14 protein-coding genes and 3 pseudogenes are annotated in these 17,076 nt (G+C 36.8%); 5 read left to right on the top strand and 12 right to left on the bottom strand.

The features are described 5' to 3' along the window. A pseudogene (locus BLP58_RS07935) lies at window positions 1-402 on the top strand (ISLre2 family transposase); the annotation flags it as partial. 251 nt (window positions 403-653) lie between these two features. Next, complete coding sequence (locus tag BLP58_RS07940; protein ID WP_013854154.1) at window positions 654-1,007, top strand: hypothetical protein; 354 nt, start codon at window positions 654-656, stop codon at window positions 1,005-1,007. Between the two features lie 58 nt (window positions 1,008-1,065). Here the strand turns inward: BLP58_RS07940 and BLP58_RS07945 are convergent, their stop codons facing one another. The 5 genes and pseudogenes from BLP58_RS07945 to BLP58_RS07965 all read right to left on the bottom strand — a co-directional run bounded on the left by BLP58_RS07945 (window position 1,066) and on the right by BLP58_RS07965 (window position 5,651). Beyond that, window positions 1,066-2,274, bottom strand: coding sequence for a L,D-transpeptidase family protein (locus BLP58_RS07945; protein WP_013854155.1), 1,209 nt, complete (start codon window positions 2,272-2,274; stop codon window positions 1,066-1,068). An 82-nt stretch (window positions 2,275-2,356) separates the two neighbouring features. Further along, entirely contained in the window at window positions 2,357-2,914 is a 558-nt protein-coding gene (locus BLP58_RS07950) for an ECF transporter S component (protein WP_013854156.1), read from the bottom strand. A gap of 1 nt (window position 2,915) precedes the next feature. Continuing rightward, window positions 2,916-3,749, bottom strand: coding sequence for a PfkB family carbohydrate kinase (locus BLP58_RS07955; protein ID WP_013854157.1), 834 nt, complete (start codon window positions 3,747-3,749; stop codon window positions 2,916-2,918). 79 nt (window positions 3,750-3,828) lie between these two features. Beyond that, window positions 3,829-4,922: pseudogene (locus BLP58_RS07960) on the bottom strand (serine hydrolase domain-containing protein). Between the two features lie 114 nt (window positions 4,923-5,036). Further along, window positions 5,037-5,651: a sugar O-acetyltransferase gene (locus BLP58_RS07965; RefSeq protein ID WP_013854158.1), complete on the bottom strand. Its 615-nt coding sequence runs from the start codon at window positions 5,649-5,651 to the stop codon at window positions 5,037-5,039. Between the two features lie 98 nt (window positions 5,652-5,749). Between BLP58_RS07965 and BLP58_RS07970 the strand changes: the two genes are divergently transcribed. Then, window positions 5,750-6,382 (top strand): phosphatase PAP2 family protein, encoded by a 633-nt coding sequence (locus BLP58_RS07970; protein WP_013854159.1) that lies wholly within the window; start codon window positions 5,750-5,752, stop codon window positions 6,380-6,382. A 231-nt stretch (window positions 6,383-6,613) separates the two neighbouring features. Here the strand turns inward: BLP58_RS07970 and mmuM are convergent, their stop codons facing one another. From mmuM to recQ, 5 genes are all read right to left on the bottom strand, one after another. Further along, on the bottom strand, window positions 6,614-7,606 hold the full coding sequence (gene mmuM, locus BLP58_RS07975; protein ID WP_013854160.1) for a homocysteine S-methyltransferase: 993 nt from the start codon (window positions 7,604-7,606) through the stop codon (window positions 6,614-6,616). A 122-nt stretch (window positions 7,607-7,728) separates the two neighbouring features. After that, window positions 7,729-8,181: a flavodoxin family protein gene (locus tag BLP58_RS07980; protein ID WP_013854161.1), complete on the bottom strand. Its 453-nt coding sequence runs from the start codon at window positions 8,179-8,181 to the stop codon at window positions 7,729-7,731. A gap of 257 nt (window positions 8,182-8,438) precedes the next feature. After that, window positions 8,439-8,681 (bottom strand): MFS transporter, encoded by a 243-nt coding sequence (locus BLP58_RS12395; protein WP_051552871.1) that lies wholly within the window; start codon window positions 8,679-8,681, stop codon window positions 8,439-8,441. A 97-nt stretch (window positions 8,682-8,778) separates the two neighbouring features. Beyond that, the gene (locus BLP58_RS12400) at window positions 8,779-9,690 is read right to left on the bottom strand and encodes an MFS transporter (RefSeq protein WP_074484261.1); all 912 of its coding nucleotides are present in this window, start codon (window positions 9,688-9,690) and stop codon (window positions 8,779-8,781) included. Beyond that, window positions 9,683-11,458, bottom strand: a complete 1,776-nt coding sequence (recQ, locus tag BLP58_RS07995) for a DNA helicase RecQ (protein ID WP_013854162.1) — start codon at window positions 11,456-11,458, stop codon at window positions 9,683-9,685. Before recQ ends, BLP58_RS12400 begins: the two co-directional genes overlap by 8 nt. Window positions 11,459-11,555: 97 nt before the next feature. On the opposite strand from recQ, the pseudogene BLP58_RS08000 reads away from it, so the two are divergent. Both BLP58_RS08000 and BLP58_RS08005 read left to right on the top strand, forming a co-directional pair. Then, window positions 11,556-12,890 (top strand): annotated as a pseudogene (locus tag BLP58_RS08000) (TrkH family potassium uptake protein). Next, a complete protein-coding gene (locus tag BLP58_RS08005; protein ID WP_013854163.1) occupies window positions 12,883-13,566 on the top strand; it encodes a potassium channel family protein in 684 nt (227 codons plus the stop codon). Before BLP58_RS08000 ends, BLP58_RS08005 begins: the two are co-directional and overlap by 8 nt. Window positions 13,567-13,625: 59 nt before the next feature. On the opposite strand, the gene BLP58_RS08010 is transcribed toward BLP58_RS08005, so the two are convergent. Then, window positions 13,626-14,885, bottom strand: coding sequence for a methionine gamma-lyase family protein (locus tag BLP58_RS08010; RefSeq protein WP_013854164.1), 1,260 nt, complete (start codon window positions 14,883-14,885; stop codon window positions 13,626-13,628). A gap of 13 nt (window positions 14,886-14,898) precedes the next feature. After that, complete coding sequence (locus BLP58_RS08015) at window positions 14,899-16,992, bottom strand: putative ornithine decarboxylase (RefSeq protein ID WP_013854165.1); 2,094 nt, start codon at window positions 16,990-16,992, stop codon at window positions 14,899-14,901. Window positions 16,993-17,076 lie beyond the last annotated feature (84 nt).

The following is a 17,076-nucleotide window of genomic DNA, read 5'->3' on the forward strand; positions in this document are numbered from 1 at the left end:
CTGCGCAGCTATCTTCATCGTCGCTGGGTGGATATTAAGCCGTTTAAGATGCGTCATTTGTCCGTAATTAAGGCAATTGGCTGCTGTGAGAGCAATCACCGTAAATATACTTATCGCGTCAAAGGGCAAGGAAAATACTGGTCAGAGAATGGCGCTGAGGGTATTTTGCGTGTGCTGACTTGCATTAAAAACAAAGAGCTGGAATACTGGCTTAGCAGTGAATTTGCAGGTGGGCAGCTCGATATTGGTGATCAGGAAGAATTGAAAGGAGCAGTTCGTGCCAGCCTAAGAAAGACGCATGAAGCTCATCTGGGCATTCATCACGGAGCAATCGAAAGCTTAACAGCAGGACATAGCTATTTGGATGATTTCGGCAGAAAAATAAATCAAATAAATATTTAAGAAATTAAGGTCAGACTAATGGTTAATAGCCTACCGCAAAAATATTGACACTTACACACTTACATAAAGATTTTGCAATTGGAAAAGAATATGATATATTAATAATTAAAATAAAAGAAATGAGACTTCTAATCTCTTTTTTGCACTGTTGACCAAATTGTGGGTAGTTAATTTGGTCTCAGTGCTTTTTTTGTGATTCTAATCCAACAAAGAATGTTATAGTAGACGTTGTAGAAAAGAGGATATTTTTAATGATCGACATATACAATGAAAAACTAGAGCCATATGCAGACGGAGAACGCAGAATTTTTACTGCTACGTTTTTACGTCCTGATGATCGTCAAGGAATTTTTCAAGATCTAACCGTTAACAATGAAGAAAACGTAGTAGTTAAGCAAATTGCATTACGGATGACTAAGGCCTTCAAGCAATTAAATCTTGAAAAGGGCGATGTAATTCAATTTGAAGCTATTGTTAAAAAGAATAAACGCGGTGAATTCACCGTTGAACGTCCAACTCATGCCGAAAAGATTAGTTCAGCTGAAACAGAAGAAGATACAGGTGTTCACACTGTAGGTGATGACTGGGATTGGTTTGAAAAGTAAAATAAGACAAAATAAAACGAGGTTTGGACCCCCTAAATGGGTTTGAACCTCGTTTTTTCTACTCGTAAATAATTACCGGCTCATTTTTCTTAATGTTATTCCAAATGCGCCTAATCTCACTAGGCTTTACATTTACGCAGCCATGCGAGCCACCTTTTAAGTATGCCTTCTTACCCCAGTCCGTTCGCCAACTAGCATCATGAAAGCCGCATCCACTTAATGTAAATGGCATCCAATACTTCACTGGAGAAGCATAGCTGGAGCCATCGTCATTAGTACCCCGTAAAGTGCTTGGTGATTCCTTATAATGAATATACCACACGCCACGAGGAGTCTGGTCGCCTTTGCTACCTTCCATTGTTCCAGTAACCACATCTTTAAGATGAACAGCTAGTTTGCCATTTTTGATTAGCCATACTTCCTGTTTTTTTAGAGAAACAACTGCATATGTATTGCCAATTTCGTGATTGCTATATCCATAGCCATGAGCATAGGTACTATAACCTAAACCGTATATTGCCTTAGAACCATCAAGCGTCTGCTGATTCTTGGTAAAAGCCGCAATAATTAAACGTCGAGCTTTTTTTACATAAACGCCCCAACCCCAAGTTTTATTCTTAACGGTAATAGTCTTTCCTTTTATTTTATTACCAACCGGCACCTTAAATTGGTAACTTTGATGTAGCGTTGAAACAGCTTTGTCAATTTGATTAAGCTTGGCAGTCAACTTTGAGCTATCACCAACTTGATATTTTCCACCATTTCGATAAGTGACATCATTTAACAAATTTTTAGCTTTTAAACTATAGTTTTTGCCATTAAGTTTATAAGTCAATGTTGCTTTCTTAAGTGCAGTTAGTTTCTTCTGTGCAACACTTAAATCTCTAGTAGTATATTGATACGTTCGATCATTAGCCACAGTGGTCTGCTGCTTTTTAAAGAATGACTGCATTTCCGCCTCATCAATTGGTTTAATTGTCGTATTGTAATGATATACTAACTGACCATCCTTTAATTGAACTAGATTCTTTGCCTTTTTATTAACCTTGTCAGTTGCTTCTTTCACTGTCAATTTACCTACCTGAACGCCATTAATCTTAACATTCGGATTAAAGTGAGTCTTATTAAACTGAACGGCAGCTGCATGATTGGCTACATTCCGATTATGAATGCCCAAGCCCACGACCATTCCAACAATGATCAGTAAGCCAATTATCAACAAAATAATATTATTTCGCTTATTCTTTTTCTTTAGGTCTTCGTTCATGTTATCCTACCTTTTATTTTTATCAGCGAATTCTAATATACTTTACTAATTAAGTGTAAAACTTATTGCTCTCATTTGCATTTTATTTTGCTTTTTTGAGAATAATTCTAGTCGCATCTTTAAAGGCAAAATATAAAATTGGCGTACAAATAGCAGTCGAAATAGAATTAATAACTGTAGCCGGCAAGCTTACAAACGCCCCAATATAAGCAACTTTTAAACTAGTGCCAACCATTAATGCCTCTACGATTGAAACGCAATAAGTGGTAAAAATCTTTGTAATACCAGCAATTATACCCAAAATAATAATATTTCTCTTACTATCGCGATAATGCATCCCTTTATATACAAGCGTTAAAATCGAAGCTACTACTACCACTTCTATCATAGTCAGCCAAGATGTTGCAGCATAACCATTAAGCAGATCAAAACCGCCCAAGCCAATAATACCGGCGATCATCCCATTCCGATAACCTAAATAAAGGATTGCTACCGCAGTTAAAGTATTGCCAAAATGAATAAACGGACGCCCAACCATTGCTGGAACAGGAATGCGCAGTATCCAGATACCAATATAGATAATTGCAGCAAATAATCCGGTTAATACTAGTGCTTGTAATGAATTCCGTTCTTTTTCCATCTTATCCTCTTTGTTTTAATTGTTTTACTAAATTTGGTAATCCAGCAGCATAATTCGGTCCTAAACGTGGATCTTGCTTAGGCGTGTTAATAATTGCCTGCGCGACAAAATCAGCTGCAATTGAGCAGCTATCTTTTAAACTATTGTGTCGCATTACGCTAGCCAAAAATGCACTAGCAAAAATATCACCAGTTCCGAAGAAACTGCCTGCTTGTTTAGGCTGAATCAATGACCAGCTTTCAGCTTGAGTAACTCCCACCTCTGCTATTTTTTCATTAGTTAATGAGATCCCCGTAATAATCACATTTGGCACAGAAAAATGTTCTTGTAATTCTCTGGCTAAACTTTGTGCTACAGCCAAAGTGTTTTCCTGCTTTTCTTTACCCAATAAAAATGCAGCTTCAGTCAAATTAGGGGTTATGATCGTTGCGCGATGAATTAATTGACGCATCTGCCGCACATAGTCTTGATCCAAACCGCGATACATCTTGCCATGGTCTGCCATTGCGGGATCAATTAACACTAAATTATTCTTCAGCTTAATTTGCTCAAAATTATTTAACCAAAATTCTAATGCTTTTTTACCTTGATAACCTAAGTAAAGCGCATTAAATTCCAAATTAACTTGGTGCCAATGCTGGAAAATCAATTTCATTTCATCACTCAAATCAAGATACATATTATCACCAAAGCCTCCTGTATGAGTAGATAAAATTGCCGTTGGCAAAACCGTAGGCTTTAAACCACATACCCCTAAAATCGGCAAGGCGATTGCTAATGAAACCTGCCCTGCACATGATAAATCCTGACTAATCAAAACTCCTCCATTAACCATGTTCTCACCTCGAAAAATAAAAAATCCTGTTATTAGCTTAACACATCTAATAACAGGAAAAATTAAATTCGTTTATTTTTTATCTAGCACTAAAAGTACCTGGTTGAATATGATTCAAGATCTGATAACCAATAACCTTATTTCTATTTTCATCGTTTTGCGTTTGATTCAAAAACATGATTAATCCATTTCGATTATCAGACGTCATTTGGATCCAATTACCAAAATGAGTGTTGTACAAGTTGCCATACGCAGACTTCAAATTACCTTTAATATACATCCCGCCAGAATAACCGTTGCCTGAAGTAGCCTTTAAATGAGTCATCAAATTAAACTGCTCACGGTTTAAGATTTTACCGTTAGTTAAACCAACTTGAATACGATAATAATCCATTGGCGTAGAGAACAAATTGCCTGCACCAACCAACTGTGAAGCTTGTTGTTTCTTTACATACTGAGCCCATTGATAATTTTTGCGATTCCAAGTATAAGAAATCCCATCAGTCATGCCGCTAGGAACATCTTCTAAGAAGTAAGTTCTCTTTAAATTTAATGGATTGATAATTCGGTCTTTTACATTTTGTTTATAAGATTGCCCGGTAACCGCACGAATAATTCCAGCCAACAGAATATAATTAGTATTATTATATGAAAACTTGCCTGGTTGATTTTGACTAGTTGAATTTAATTTATTAACTACCCAATTAATTGCATCAGCTTCAGAGTATACACGACCACGATTAACTTCGGTATCTGCCGCCTTTAAGCCTGAGGTATGTGTCATTAAGTTGCCAACCGTGATATTTTCGCAGCTCCCTTTAAATTAGGGTACCAAGTTGAAATCTTAGTATCTTGATTGAACTTACCCGCAGACATCAATTGTGTAATCATCGCAGCTGTAATAACTTTTTGTAAAGAACAAACCGGATATACTACCTTACGGTTACCCGCACCCAAGCGTCTGCCATAATAGCCATAACCGTAACTAATCTGCTGTGGATGCCCGTCTTTAACAATTACTGTTGTCCCCCGAGCATAATAATTAGCAATAGTTTGTCTGACAAAACTACGCATTTCTGTCTGATTATAACTAGCTGCTTGAACTTGATTAGTATTAGTTAGTGCTGCAACTGGCAAGGAAGTAGCAACAGTTAATGAAATAGCCGTTTTAATAAATGTCTTTTTAATATTAATACGTTTCGTTTTTAAGCCCTCCAGAAATGTTATTTTCTTCATAGAATAATCTTAGCATTTATTTTTTGCAGTAGGGTTACAGATTAACAAAAATTAATACGGATAATTTTCTAAATGATCTTGTTCTGTAATTTTTCGTAAAACTTTAGCTGGCACGCCTACTGCTAAAGAACTATCCGGAATATCATGCGTCACTACAGAGCCTGCACCAATCACGCAATTATTGCCAACAGTGACTCCTGGACAAACTGTAACATTGCTGGCTAACCAGCAATTATCACCGATTGTAATTGGAGCACCATATTCAACATCTGACATTTTTCCGTCCTTTTGCAAACGCGCATTTCGCTGCTCTGGCAACAAGGGATGAAGGGGTGTCGCAAAAGTCACATTAGGACCACACATCAAATTTTTGCCAATAGTAACTGGGCAAGTATCTAGTATCGTCAAATTAAAATTGGCATAAAATTCATCTCCTAAAGTGGTGAATTGACCATAATCAACTTGAATTGGTCCTTGCAAATATACTCCCTTACCATGATTTGGAAAAAACCGATCAATAATAGCTTTTCTTTCAATTTTATCTTCATCTGTAGTGAGATTATAATCTCTAGATAAACGGTGCGCCAAACTAGAAATTTCTCTCAATTCTGCGGTCCCTGGGCGATATAGCTTACCAGCCAGCATATTTTCGGTGTTCTTTTCCATTATTTTGCTCCTATAATTTAGATTTTTGTACTTGATATGCACTATTTTATGATAAACTCGTTAATGTTGTTAACAAAAATATATCTATCGAGGTAAATATGCAAAAGAAAAATATTATTACAATTTGTATAGGCTTGCCAATCTTTTTAATTTTGGCAATTTCTATCATGCTGCATGCTGCTTGGATTACCGGTTTTGATAATTTCTTTGAACAACTGGTTCATACTATTCCTGGCCTAAAGGGATTAATGCTCAAAATTACATTCTTAGCCGATACCAAGGTTGATTTAGTATGGATGCTTTTGATTGCTGTTATTCTATGGTTTAGAAGACAGCGTCCTCTTGCGCTGAGTATTGTGATTACGATGGTCACAGCTGATGCTGTTGGTTACGTTATCAAGCATATTGTGCAACGCAGTCGCCCGCTTAATCACTTAGCTGTTGATGACGGTTTTAGCTTTCCTAGTGGTCATACTCTGGGCATGGTGGTAATCGTATTTTGGCTAATCTTAATCATGATTCCTGTTATAGTAAAAAGCAGCACTACTCGTATATGGCTATATGTCCTATTAATTGTTTGGCTAATAATCGTCATGATCTCTCGAGTCTATGTTTATGCACATTTTCCATCTGACGTATGTGGTTCCGTCGCTTTTAGTGTAACTTGGGTTGGCATAGTTGATGCAATCTGGGATAAACTCACGCCGCGAACGCAAAAGAATAATTTCTAAATATTTAGAAAGCTCCGAGTTTTTATTAACTTGGAGTTTTTTATATAAAAAGAAAAAAGTCACTAAGGAAAATGTCCTTAATGGCTTTTCTACACCTTCAAATTTCTTCCTATCAAGCATAATACCATAAAAGGTATCTTGCCTAGCCTTTTCATCCTCGGAGCGCTCATCACACGCTCCACTATTATATTAGCAGATTTTATTCAAAATTTAAAGTAATTCAGCTCAAACTTAGGTATTTGAACTACTAGATTTCAGATGATTAAAGTCTAACTTAATACTTTTGGGTTGTGTTTTTTGACTATGAATTGTCTTAAAAAATGCAGCGATCTGACTAATTTCTTTGACACCCGTAGAACAGCATCCCCCAATCATGCGCGCGCCATGTTCATACCATTCTTGACTAAGCTTTTTAAAATCAAATTTTGCATTAAACGGAATCCAATTACGTTCAAATTCATTGTAAACACCACCCAAATTGGGATAAACTACAATTTGCTTATCAGTAAATTCACGCATTTTATCAATTGCAGCGGTAGCTAAAAATGGCTTAAAACAATTCACGCCAACTGCAAAAACTTGATCATAATCATTTAGTTTCTGCATTGCTTTTTTCAGCGGCGTACCATCACTAATCTTAGTCGTATCATGCAAAGTAAAACTTACATAAACCGGAATTGTAGGAGTATTTTCTTTAAGCCAATTCAGAATTGCAACGGGCTCATCTAACTTAGGCTGTGTTTCAATCGCTAAGCAATCTGGCTGATTAGCCAGTATTACCCTTAACCGAGGTAAATGAAAATCTAAGTATTGCCTATCAGTTAGAGAGTAATCGCCGCGGAACTCATCACCATCTGCTAAATATGCTCCATAGGATCCAACTGAACCTGCAACAAAATTATGAATTCCAGTTTGAACTTCGTAGTCGTCTCGCGCTTTTTTAGCAACTTTGACCGCATTAGCAATCATCGTGGCAGCCTGCTTCTTAGTAAAGCCATGTTTTACGAAAGCTTGTACATTTGCCTGATACGTATCCGTAATTGCTAATTGTGCTCCAGCCTTAAAATATTTTAAATGAACTTGATAGATTTTATCTAAATCTTTTTCTAAAGCGATGGCAGTCCATAAATCATTATTAGTATCAATTTCCTCATGTTCAAGAGCAGTGGACATTGCACCATCTATTATTAATCCCCGATTAGCAACTTGATTAATTAAATCCATATCCTCACCCTATTCACAGTAAAATATAAATAATTAATTTTATATTAATATTATGAATAAAGCAATAAAAAATAGCAGTAATCTTTTCACTGCTATTTTGGTTCATCTTTTCGATTTATTTTTTACTTAATCCAATCTTTAATTGCACTATCATCACGGGCAATTCCAATTACATTTAAGCCATTTGCCCACTCTTTAAAATGACTAATATAAGCCTTATGATTTGTCCCAGCAGAAGTAAAGAATGAGGCAAGTTCACCATTATAATTCTTCATTTCATCAAGTAAAGTTTTAATTGGTGTTGCAGGATAACCTGACCAGACTGGACTACCAACTAAAATTAAATCGTAATCATTAAAGTCAATATTGTCTAATTGAATCTCTGGAAAAGCTTTATTGCCTTGAATCTGATCTAATGCAATATCATTAGTTTTATACTGGTCAGAGTCAAAAGCATCCTTAGCTACGTTAATCTCTTTAAGGTCACTACCTTCAATTTCTTGATTAATTTTTTCAGCCATCTCTTTAGTCTTGCCTGACCAAGAATAGTAAAGAATCAATGTTTTTTTAGTCATAGAATTAGTCCTTCTTTCATTTACTAAGTCTATTGTAATTGAAAAAAGCGTATTCAGCCAATATAAAGGTAACTAATCTTATAATAATTTTTAACTTTAATTTGTTTTATCCTTTTTTGGGACAAAGAGTAGGCAAATAAGCCAGCTACTAATTAATAAGACGATTAATATCCAGAATAGCCAGGCACTACCCTGGATCATTGCCGAACTTTTAGTTAAAGCCCTATTCTTTTGACTAATTGCTACTAACGTCCCTGCTAAGCTGTACCTAATGCTCCTGAAAATTGTTGCAAAGTATTAAAAATGGCATTTCCTTGAGCATGGTCCTTTTTCTCCAGCGAGGTCAAACCGCTGGTCATTAGACTACTAAAGCTCATTCCATAGCCACCGTAATATACTGCATACAAAATAGCGATCTCTATATTAGATAAATCTTTGCTAAAACTAATCATTAAAAATAAACTTAGTAAGCTAACGCTGACGCCAGTCAAAATAGGCAATCTTGCTCCTCATAGGCAATCTTGCTCCTCGTTTATCCAATATCCTGCCAGCCCAGGCAGCCAATAGAGCATTAATTACAGCTCCAGGGAAAGTTACCTAACCTGCGAGAGTACTCGAGCCATGGTTGACTACCTGCACATACATTGGAAATAAGAAGCCTAAAGCCAGCGTACTAATTTTGGCAAAACAATATGAAATAAGCTGCAGACTAAAATGAAGGTTCTTGAATAGTTGAGGATTTATTAATGGATCAGAACTTGAACTAGAGATTTTAACCCAAATAACTAAGCAAATCAAGCCTAATAAAAGCAAACCTAAAACTTTAAATGTAAGAAAATTATTTTTAGCAATATTAGTAAAACCGATCATTAAGAATACTAAACTAGCTGCTAAGATTAACCATTGACTATATTTAAAGCGAACGGTTTTTAATGCATTAATTTGTTCAATTGAATAGCTACCCGTAAATAAACTAATGATAATTAACAATACTGAAAAGATAAAAATCCAGCGCCAATTTAAAATATCTGCAATAATGCCACCGACAACTGGGCCAAAAGCCACTGCACAAGCAGTAATCATTGTACCAACGCCCATCATCAAACCCAATTTCTTCTTTGGTACCTTATTTAAAATAATATTGTACATCAATAGCAAGCCAATTCCGGTACCGATCCCCTGTAGGGCTCTACCAACTAATAATAAATCAAAGCGAGGCGTGAAAACATCAACTAACAACCCAACTATAAAAAAGCTAACGCCAATTTGAAAGATTTTCTTCGTTGGTATCCTTAACGAAATTTGTGAACTAATTGGAACAATTGTGGCAATTACTAAAAGAACCAACGTGTTCACCCACTGTACCTGATCCGTAGTTACAGCAAAATCTCTCATTAAGGCTGGAAAAGTTACGGTTGTCGCTATTTCATCTAAGATACCTAAAAACGATAACATCCCTGCTGATAATATAGCTATTAAAACTTTAACAGATACTCTATTCTCATTCATTTATGTACTTCCTAATCACTTTCATCATTGCTTGACCATATTTTTCCATCTTAGCTTGTCCTACGCCATTTACTTTCAAAAAATCCACGGCATTTTGTGGCTTAATTCGGGCCATATCATGCAAACTGCGATCTAAAAAAATCATAAAGGCCGGTACTTTTTGCTCATGCGCTAATTCCTTTCGCTTCGCCTTTAAAGCAATAAATAAATTAGGTTCCTCATCAGTTGCAAAAAGCTGCTTACTTGCACTTACTTTAGCAATTCGTCTGTGTACAGCCTCCTTATCATCTAATACATCCCAACCTCGATTAGTCACATGAACAAGAGGATACTTTGTCCCCTCAATCTTGAGATAACCCGAAGCAGTCAAATAATCAATCATGCTTACTGCATCTTTTTGACTCATTTTCAAACTGCCAAAATGATCGTATTGCTTAGCTCTTAATTCTTTCATTCTCTGATTGTTCGAGCCAACCAAGCATTGCGCAACAATATTTTTACCAAAGCGTCCATCTAATTCATAAACCATTGCGATTACTTTTTTAGCATCTGTCGTAATATCTGTTAATTCATCTTGATTTAGGCAATTTGAGCATTTGCCACAAGGAGAACAATCTTGTCCAAAATAACGCACAATAAATTGCTGCAGGCATTCACCAGTATTGGCATAATCTGTAATTGACTGTAGTTTTTGATATTGCAACTCCCGATACTTTTCATAGGCATCTGATTCATCAATAAAATAGCGATACTGACGCAAATCTCCAGGATGATAAATTAAAATCGCCTCGCTTTCTTCACCATCCCGACCGGCTCTACCTGCTTCTTGGTAATAGCTTTCAATATTCCGCGCACTTGAAGCATGAATAACAAAGCGGACGTTGCTTTTATCAATCCCCATCCCAAAAGCATTAGTAGCTACAATTATCTGAATTTCATCGAACTGAAATGCTTCTTGTACTTGGCTACGCTCTTGGGCTTTCAACCCACCATGATAAGCACCTACTGAAATGCCTTTTTTAGCTAAATAGGCAGTTAAAGTCTCCACTTTTTTACGGGTATTAGTATAAATAATCCCTGCTTCGTCCGCATGCTTTTTAATATATTGAGCAATATACAAAGGCGTATTCTGGGGCGAATTAACTACTTTAAAACTTAGATTTGGCCTAGCGAATGAAGTAATTACAAAATTTTCTTTAGGAATATTCAATTGTTGCCCAATATCATCCTGTACAGCAGGCGTTGCTGTTGCCGTTAATGCCAAAATATTTGGTCTGCTTTTTAAAGAATTGATTCCTTCCAAAAGTTGCCGGTAAGCAGGGCGAAAATCATGACCCCATTGCGAAATACAGTGTGCTTCGTCAACCGCTACTAAATCAATATCAAGAAAGTTCAACTGATATCTAAAATAATCCATGGCTAGCCTTTCAGGCGTAATGTAAATCAGCTTAATTTTGCCTTCATATGCCTGTCGCAAAATTGGATTCACTTCTTCTTGCGGTGTCGTCGAATTTAGCGCCGCTGCATTAACGCCATTCTGTTTAAGTGAATCAATCTGATCCTTCATCAATGAAATCAGCGGCGAGATAACTAAAGTCACACCTGGATTTATCAAAGCTGGTACTTGATAACAAAGAGACTTCCCCGCTCCAGTTGGCATCACTGCCAGGACATTTTGTTTATTTAAAATTAAATCAATCACTTTCTTTTGACCCGGACGAAAGCTAGCATAACCAAAAGTTTGTTTTAAGATTTTTTCTGGATTCATAGATCTTCCTGACTTTTTATGAAATATCTTCTTTATTTTAACAAAGTTTCTTAAGGTTTATAATTAAACTATTCCAAGTAAGAAAGAAGGAAAGAAATTGATACATCTTTTCCATCGACGTATCACTTTCTCACTCGCCTTAACTATTGGCTTTTTAATTTTAATAATTATCGGCAGTATTTTATTATCATTACCTTTTGCGGATAAAGTGGGACGAGCAACTAATTATTCTGATGCACTCTTTACTGCCACTTCGGCAGTTTGCGTTACGGGATTAAGCACAGTTACAACGGCAACACACTGGTCATTTTTTGGTCAATTAATCATCATGATTCTAGTCGAAATAGGTGGTTCATGACTTTTGCAGTTATGCTTAGTGACTTTGCCCATCAAAAGATGAGTCTGGGGGCGAGAATGTTGACAGAAGAAGCACTAAATCTTAATCGCCCTTCTCAACTTCGAATAGTACAGCTGATTATTAGACTTTCCCTGGTTATTCAATTGGTAGGAGCAGCATTGCTTTTTATTGTTTTAAGACCACGCTTAGGAATAGAAAAAGGTATTTGGTATAGTCTCTTTCACTCAGTAGCTGCTTACTGTAATGCGGGCTTCAACTTATTTGGACCATCTGTTGAACATTTTAATAATAATCCTTATTTTTTAACTATTATTATGTTGTTAATCGGTGCTGGTTCATTTGGTTTCTTAGTCTGGCGTGATATATTAACGTATCATATTCATCATAGACTCACTTTGCATACTCGTTTTGCACTAGCAGTGGGCCTCATCATTCTAATATTATCAATAGTTGGTTTTTTTAGTTAGTGAACAAAACCTTAAGAAATTTGATGGCAGTTTAGATGGCGTTCAGCGATTTTTTAATACCTTATTTTTGGCAGTAACACCAAGAACGGCCGGGTTCTTTTCCGTTCCTTATACCAAACTTTCTGCAGCTGGTATTGTAATTACTATTATCTTGATGTTCATTGGTGGAACTCCTGGGTCCACTGCAGGTGGTGTTAAAACTTCAACAATAGGAATTTTATTTTTACAGAGTATCGGAACTTTTACTGGAAAAGAAGCGGCATTTTCTCATCGTCGCTTTACTCGTAATAATATTAATCGTGCCCTAACTCTATTTTGTTCTGCCATTTTATTAATTATTTTTGCAACATTCTTGCTAACTATGACGCAACCACTTTCAACTCATAATGGTATTACCGAAGCCGTTTTTGAAGCAGTTTCAGCATTTGGTACCGTTGGTTTAACTCTCGGTCTTACCCCACATCTTAATTTATTCGGCAAAATTATTATTATCGCTTTGATGTTTATTGGACGGGTTGGCATTTACACCTTTATGTATTCTATTTTTAAATCTCATCCTACAAAACAAAGCTATCGCTATCCAGAGGAGGAAATTATCATTGGCTAATTCACATCAACAACAAAGTTTTGCAGTTCTTGGCATAGGGAAGTTTGGCCTGGCACTAACCATGGCCCTCTTAAAAGCCAATCAAGACGTTTTAGTAGTAGATTCAAATGAAGAAGTTATTAATGACGTCGCTCATTTAGTTACCCATGCCGTAATTGCAGATGCTACTGATGAAGATGAATTGCGGGACCTAGATATTGGCGCGTTTGATCATGTCTTCGTTACTATGGGTGAAAACGTAGAAGGCAGTATTATCACTACTATGTTAGCTAAAAAAATTGGTGCCCCTGATGTTACTACGCGAGCTAACAATCATAATCATCGCCTAGTTTTAGAAAAGATCGGAGCCGATCACGTCATTGAGCCTGAACAAGATATGGCGCGACAATTAATCTTCCACCAGCTCCATCCTAATATAGTTAACTATTTCAATCTCTCTAAAGACGTTTCTTTAGGTGAAGTCAAAGTTGAAAATCCTAACTTTTTTAACAAGTCTTTAGGCGAATTGGATTTCCGTAAGAATTATAATGTTAACGTAATCGGAATTATTCACGATGGGAAATTAAATCAAGTACCCCTTGCGACTGACATTATTAATCCACATGATCATATCACTTTAATCGGTTCAAATGAGGACGTTCAAAAGATTAATGAAACTTTACAAGAAAATAAATAATCATAAGGTATACAAAAAGCTTTGAGAATAGTCGCTCAAAGCTTTTTAACTGATTTTATTTACTTGTAAAATGTCTCTTCAACCGCGTGAGTAATAGCAATTTTATCATGGGCATATGACAAGCCACCTTGAATATAGAGCATGTATGGGGCACGCAATGGACCATCAGATGATAATTCAATGGTTGAACCTTCTACAAATGAACCAGAGGCCATAACAACTTCATCTTCATAGCCATCTTGATGATATGGAATTGGGTCAACAAAAGAGTTCATTGGTGAATAGTGTTGAATAGCGGCACAAAACTTAACCATTGGGTCTGGTTTGCCAAAGGTTACGGTTTGCACGATGTCGCTTCGTGGGTCACTCCATTTTGGTGAAACCTGCATACCCATTTCTTCAAGCAAAGCTGCAGTAAAAACTATTCCCTTTTGAGCTTCCCCAGTAGTATGCGGTGCCATAAAGAACCCTTGGTAAATATCACGCAAATAGCCCCAGGTTGCGCCTTCGCCTTTACCGGCACCCGGAACGGTTAAACGTGAGCCCGCACCATCAATTAAATCTTGGCGACCAACTAAAAATGCACCACCCTTAACTAAACCAGCACCTGCATTTTTATACAAAGAACCAGCCATCATATCAGCACCATAAAAAGTTGGTTCTTCACATTCTGAAAATTCACCATAACAGTTATCAATAAAGATGTTAACGTCAGGACGAACTTCCTTAATAAACTTTAGCATCTTCTTGATCTTATCCATAGTAAAGGTTTTACGTGTAGCATAGCCTAAAGATCTTTGGATTGCTACAACCTTAATAGATTTGTCTTGTAAGTCTTTTTTAGCATTTTCATAATCAACTTCGCCGTCTCTTAATTCAGTGGTCTTAAAGCTGATGCCCCATTCTTTCATGTTACCTGGCTTATTGCCAGCTAAGCCAATTACTTCTTGAATGGTGTCGTATGGTGTACCTGTTAAATAGTACAAGGTGTCTCCTGGACGAAGCATACTAAACAAACCAACAGTGATGGCATGAGTACCAGAACCAAATTGTGGTCTAACTAACGCATCATCAGTTTTAAAGTAATCTGCATAAATATCTTCAATCTTATCACGACCAATATCATCATAGCCATAGCCAGTTGACGGTACAAGGTCTTCTTCACCCACATTGTGTTTTCTAAATAAATCTAACACGCGTTGCTGGTTATACAAAACCTGCTCGTCAATTTCTTCTAGACGTGGCTGAATCATTTTTTCAACTTTAGCAACTTTTTCACTTAAATCTTTGGGTAAATTTTCTTTCCAAGAAAAACTCATTTTCTAACTCCTCCTATTTTTCTTTAATAACTTCTGCTTGAACCTGTAAACCGTGAACGGTTTGCTGCAAATATACGCCTTGAATCTCCGGAACAAAGCCTGGGAATTTTTCAATTGCATGGGCGAGCACCGCAAAGTATTTCTGATCAACTTCGCCCCATCTTTCACCTGGTGCAACAATAAATACACCTGGTGGATATGGCAAAGCACCTTCTGCAGCGATTCTGCCAACTACATCTTTGATATCAACTAGTTCAGTTTTATCTTTCTTAAAGAGTTGGTCAGCTGTTTGCGGCGTCATTTCATAATCCTGCATCCCCGGCTTAGCAAACAGTTTTTGCTGCAAACTAAATGTCTTATTTTCTTTGTAATATTCATGCATTTCTTGACACAGCTGCTTTAAAGTATAGCCTTGATAACGCTTGGGATATTCATTATATAAAACAGGTAAGACATCTTTAACCAAGGTATTTTGATTATAAAAATCTTCAAATTTCAAAAATGCACTAAGCAAAGTATCAAGTTCAGCTTGACTATCACCCGGCGTCAATAAAAACAGCAACGAATTCAAATCATTCTTGGCCCTAATAATATGATTTTCCATTAAATACTCCGCAACTACTGCACCGGGAATACCATTTTCTTCATATTTAGCATTTTTAACATCGATGCCAGGAGTTTTAACCGTGATTTTCAGTGGATCGATCATTGCTTCACCAGCGGCCATCTTTTTAAAGCCGTGCCAATCATCTGTTTTATTCATATTCCAGTAACTGGCATTTTTCATCAGTTCTTCAGTTGGAATATCGGCAAAATTATCCGGTACAAGTGGTTTAAATAATTTAGACTTCTTAAGTAGCGCCTTACGCCACTCGATTCCCCTCTCTAAAGTTTGGGCCCACCACTTTTTATTACCATTTCCAGCTGTAACATATGAATTAACCGTCAGGGATGCATAAAGCGGATAAGCATAAGACGAAGTAACGAACTTCAGATAAGCATGGTTAAAATGCTTGTGGTCAACGTAACGCTTTTGTCCCTTAATATGACTATCCTTCTTTAAAATTTGCGAGGCTTGTGCCATGCCTGCCTGTTGCTTGTGCAGCGATTGCGTTACCAAAATTCCAGGATCATCCGGACCCAAGTTTAAAAGCAGCGGTGATAAATGTTTCATAATCGGTACAAACCCTTCAAAGCCGCCCCAGGCGCAATCGAATAAAATGTAATCGCATAATTTACCAATCCGATTAACAATCCATTGAGCATCATAAAAAACGCCATCATAAGTTTCCGCTTGAACGATTGCCAATCTAAATGGTCGCTCAGCCTTTGCCTTTTTAGGATCAACTTTAGCAATTTCTGCCCTAATTTTGTCCTCATTCAAAAAGTCGGGATCCATTTCTCCAATTAGGCCCAGTGCATTACGGTCTGTTGGAATATAAACAGGTTTTGCTCCGCTCATGACTAATGCACTGTTATAAAGAGATTTATGGTTATTGCGGTCAAATAAAACCAAATCGCCTTCAGATAAAAGCGCACTCGCACAAATCGAATTCGCGCTAGTAGTCCCATTAGTACAGAAGTAAACTTTATCTGCATGATAAGTCTTAGCCGCCAATTTTTCAGCATCAAGCGGTGTACCAGCATGAGTCATGGTGTCGCCTAATTGCGGTACTGTATCACTAGTATCCGCAAACATTAGATTCTTACCGAAGAATTTATTAAAAACCACTCCAGCAGGATGCTTATCGTAATATTGTCCATTATGGTGACCTGGTGTAGTAAAGCTGATCGGCTTAGTCCGCGCGAAATTAATTAAATCCGTTAAAAAACCAGGCACCATTTTTTGCTCATAGTCCCTGGCTTCTTGTGCAATTTTTTGTTTATCTGCAACACTAATTCCATCTTGTACTTCAATAATTGGAATAGGAAAGTCGGACTGCGCTTTTAGCTCATTTGCTTTTTCTTTAGCAGCTGCATCACTATTTTTAACCACTATAGCAGCAACTTCAGCACTATTTTGAACTTGGCCAATTGGAATTGCCGACCATCCCTTTAAATCATTAATATCTACGCCTGCCCCAATGGCTATCTTCAAAAAGTCCATCATTTTTCCTTTCCATTTCTGTGATAAATAAAATTTGATCTTGCAAAACTTAAATAATTCTTTATAATCTTTTTACAGTATGTC

The sequence above is a fragment of the Lactobacillus kefiranofaciens genome, from assembly GCF_900103655.1.
Taxonomy (GTDB): Bacteria; Bacillota; Bacilli; order Lactobacillales; family Lactobacillaceae; genus Lactobacillus; species Lactobacillus kefiranofaciens.

Bases quoted from the DNA above. Each gene is read 5' to 3' on its own strand.
- BLP58_RS07980 (WP_013854161.1), bottom strand. From the start codon at position 8,181: ATGACTAAAAAAACATTGATTCTTTACTATTCTTGGTCAGGCAAGACT.
- BLP58_RS07970 (WP_013854159.1), top strand. From the start codon at position 5,750: ATGCAAAAGAAAAATATTATTACAATTTGTATAGGCTTGCCAATCTTT.
- BLP58_RS12400 (WP_074484261.1), bottom strand. From the start codon at position 9,690: ATGAATGAGAATAGAGTATCTGTTAAAGTTTTAATAGCTATATTATCA.
- BLP58_RS08015 (WP_013854165.1), bottom strand. From the start codon at position 16,992: ATGGACTTTTTGAAGATAGCCATTGGGGCAGGCGTAGATATTAATGAT.
- recQ (WP_013854162.1), bottom strand. From the start codon at position 11,458: ATGAATCCAGAAAAAATCTTAAAACAAACTTTTGGTTATGCTAGCTTT.
- BLP58_RS08010 (WP_013854164.1), bottom strand. From the start codon at position 14,885: ATGAGTTTTTCTTGGAAAGAAAATTTACCCAAAGATTTAAGTGAAAAA.
- mmuM (WP_013854160.1), bottom strand. From the start codon at position 7,606: ATGGATTTAATTAATCAAGTTGCTAATCGGGGATTAATAATAGATGGT.
- BLP58_RS07945 (WP_013854155.1), bottom strand. From the start codon at position 2,274: ATGAACGAAGACCTAAAGAAAAAGAATAAGCGAAATAATATTATTTTG.
- BLP58_RS07940 (WP_013854154.1), top strand. From the start codon at position 654: ATGATCGACATATACAATGAAAAACTAGAGCCATATGCAGACGGAGAA.
- BLP58_RS07955 (WP_013854157.1), bottom strand. From the start codon at position 3,749: ATGGTTAATGGAGGAGTTTTGATTAGTCAGGATTTATCATGTGCAGGG.
- BLP58_RS07965 (WP_013854158.1), bottom strand. From the start codon at position 5,651: ATGGAAAAGAACACCGAAAATATGCTGGCTGGTAAGCTATATCGCCCA.
- BLP58_RS07950 (WP_013854156.1), bottom strand. From the start codon at position 2,914: ATGGAAAAAGAACGGAATTCATTACAAGCACTAGTATTAACCGGATTA.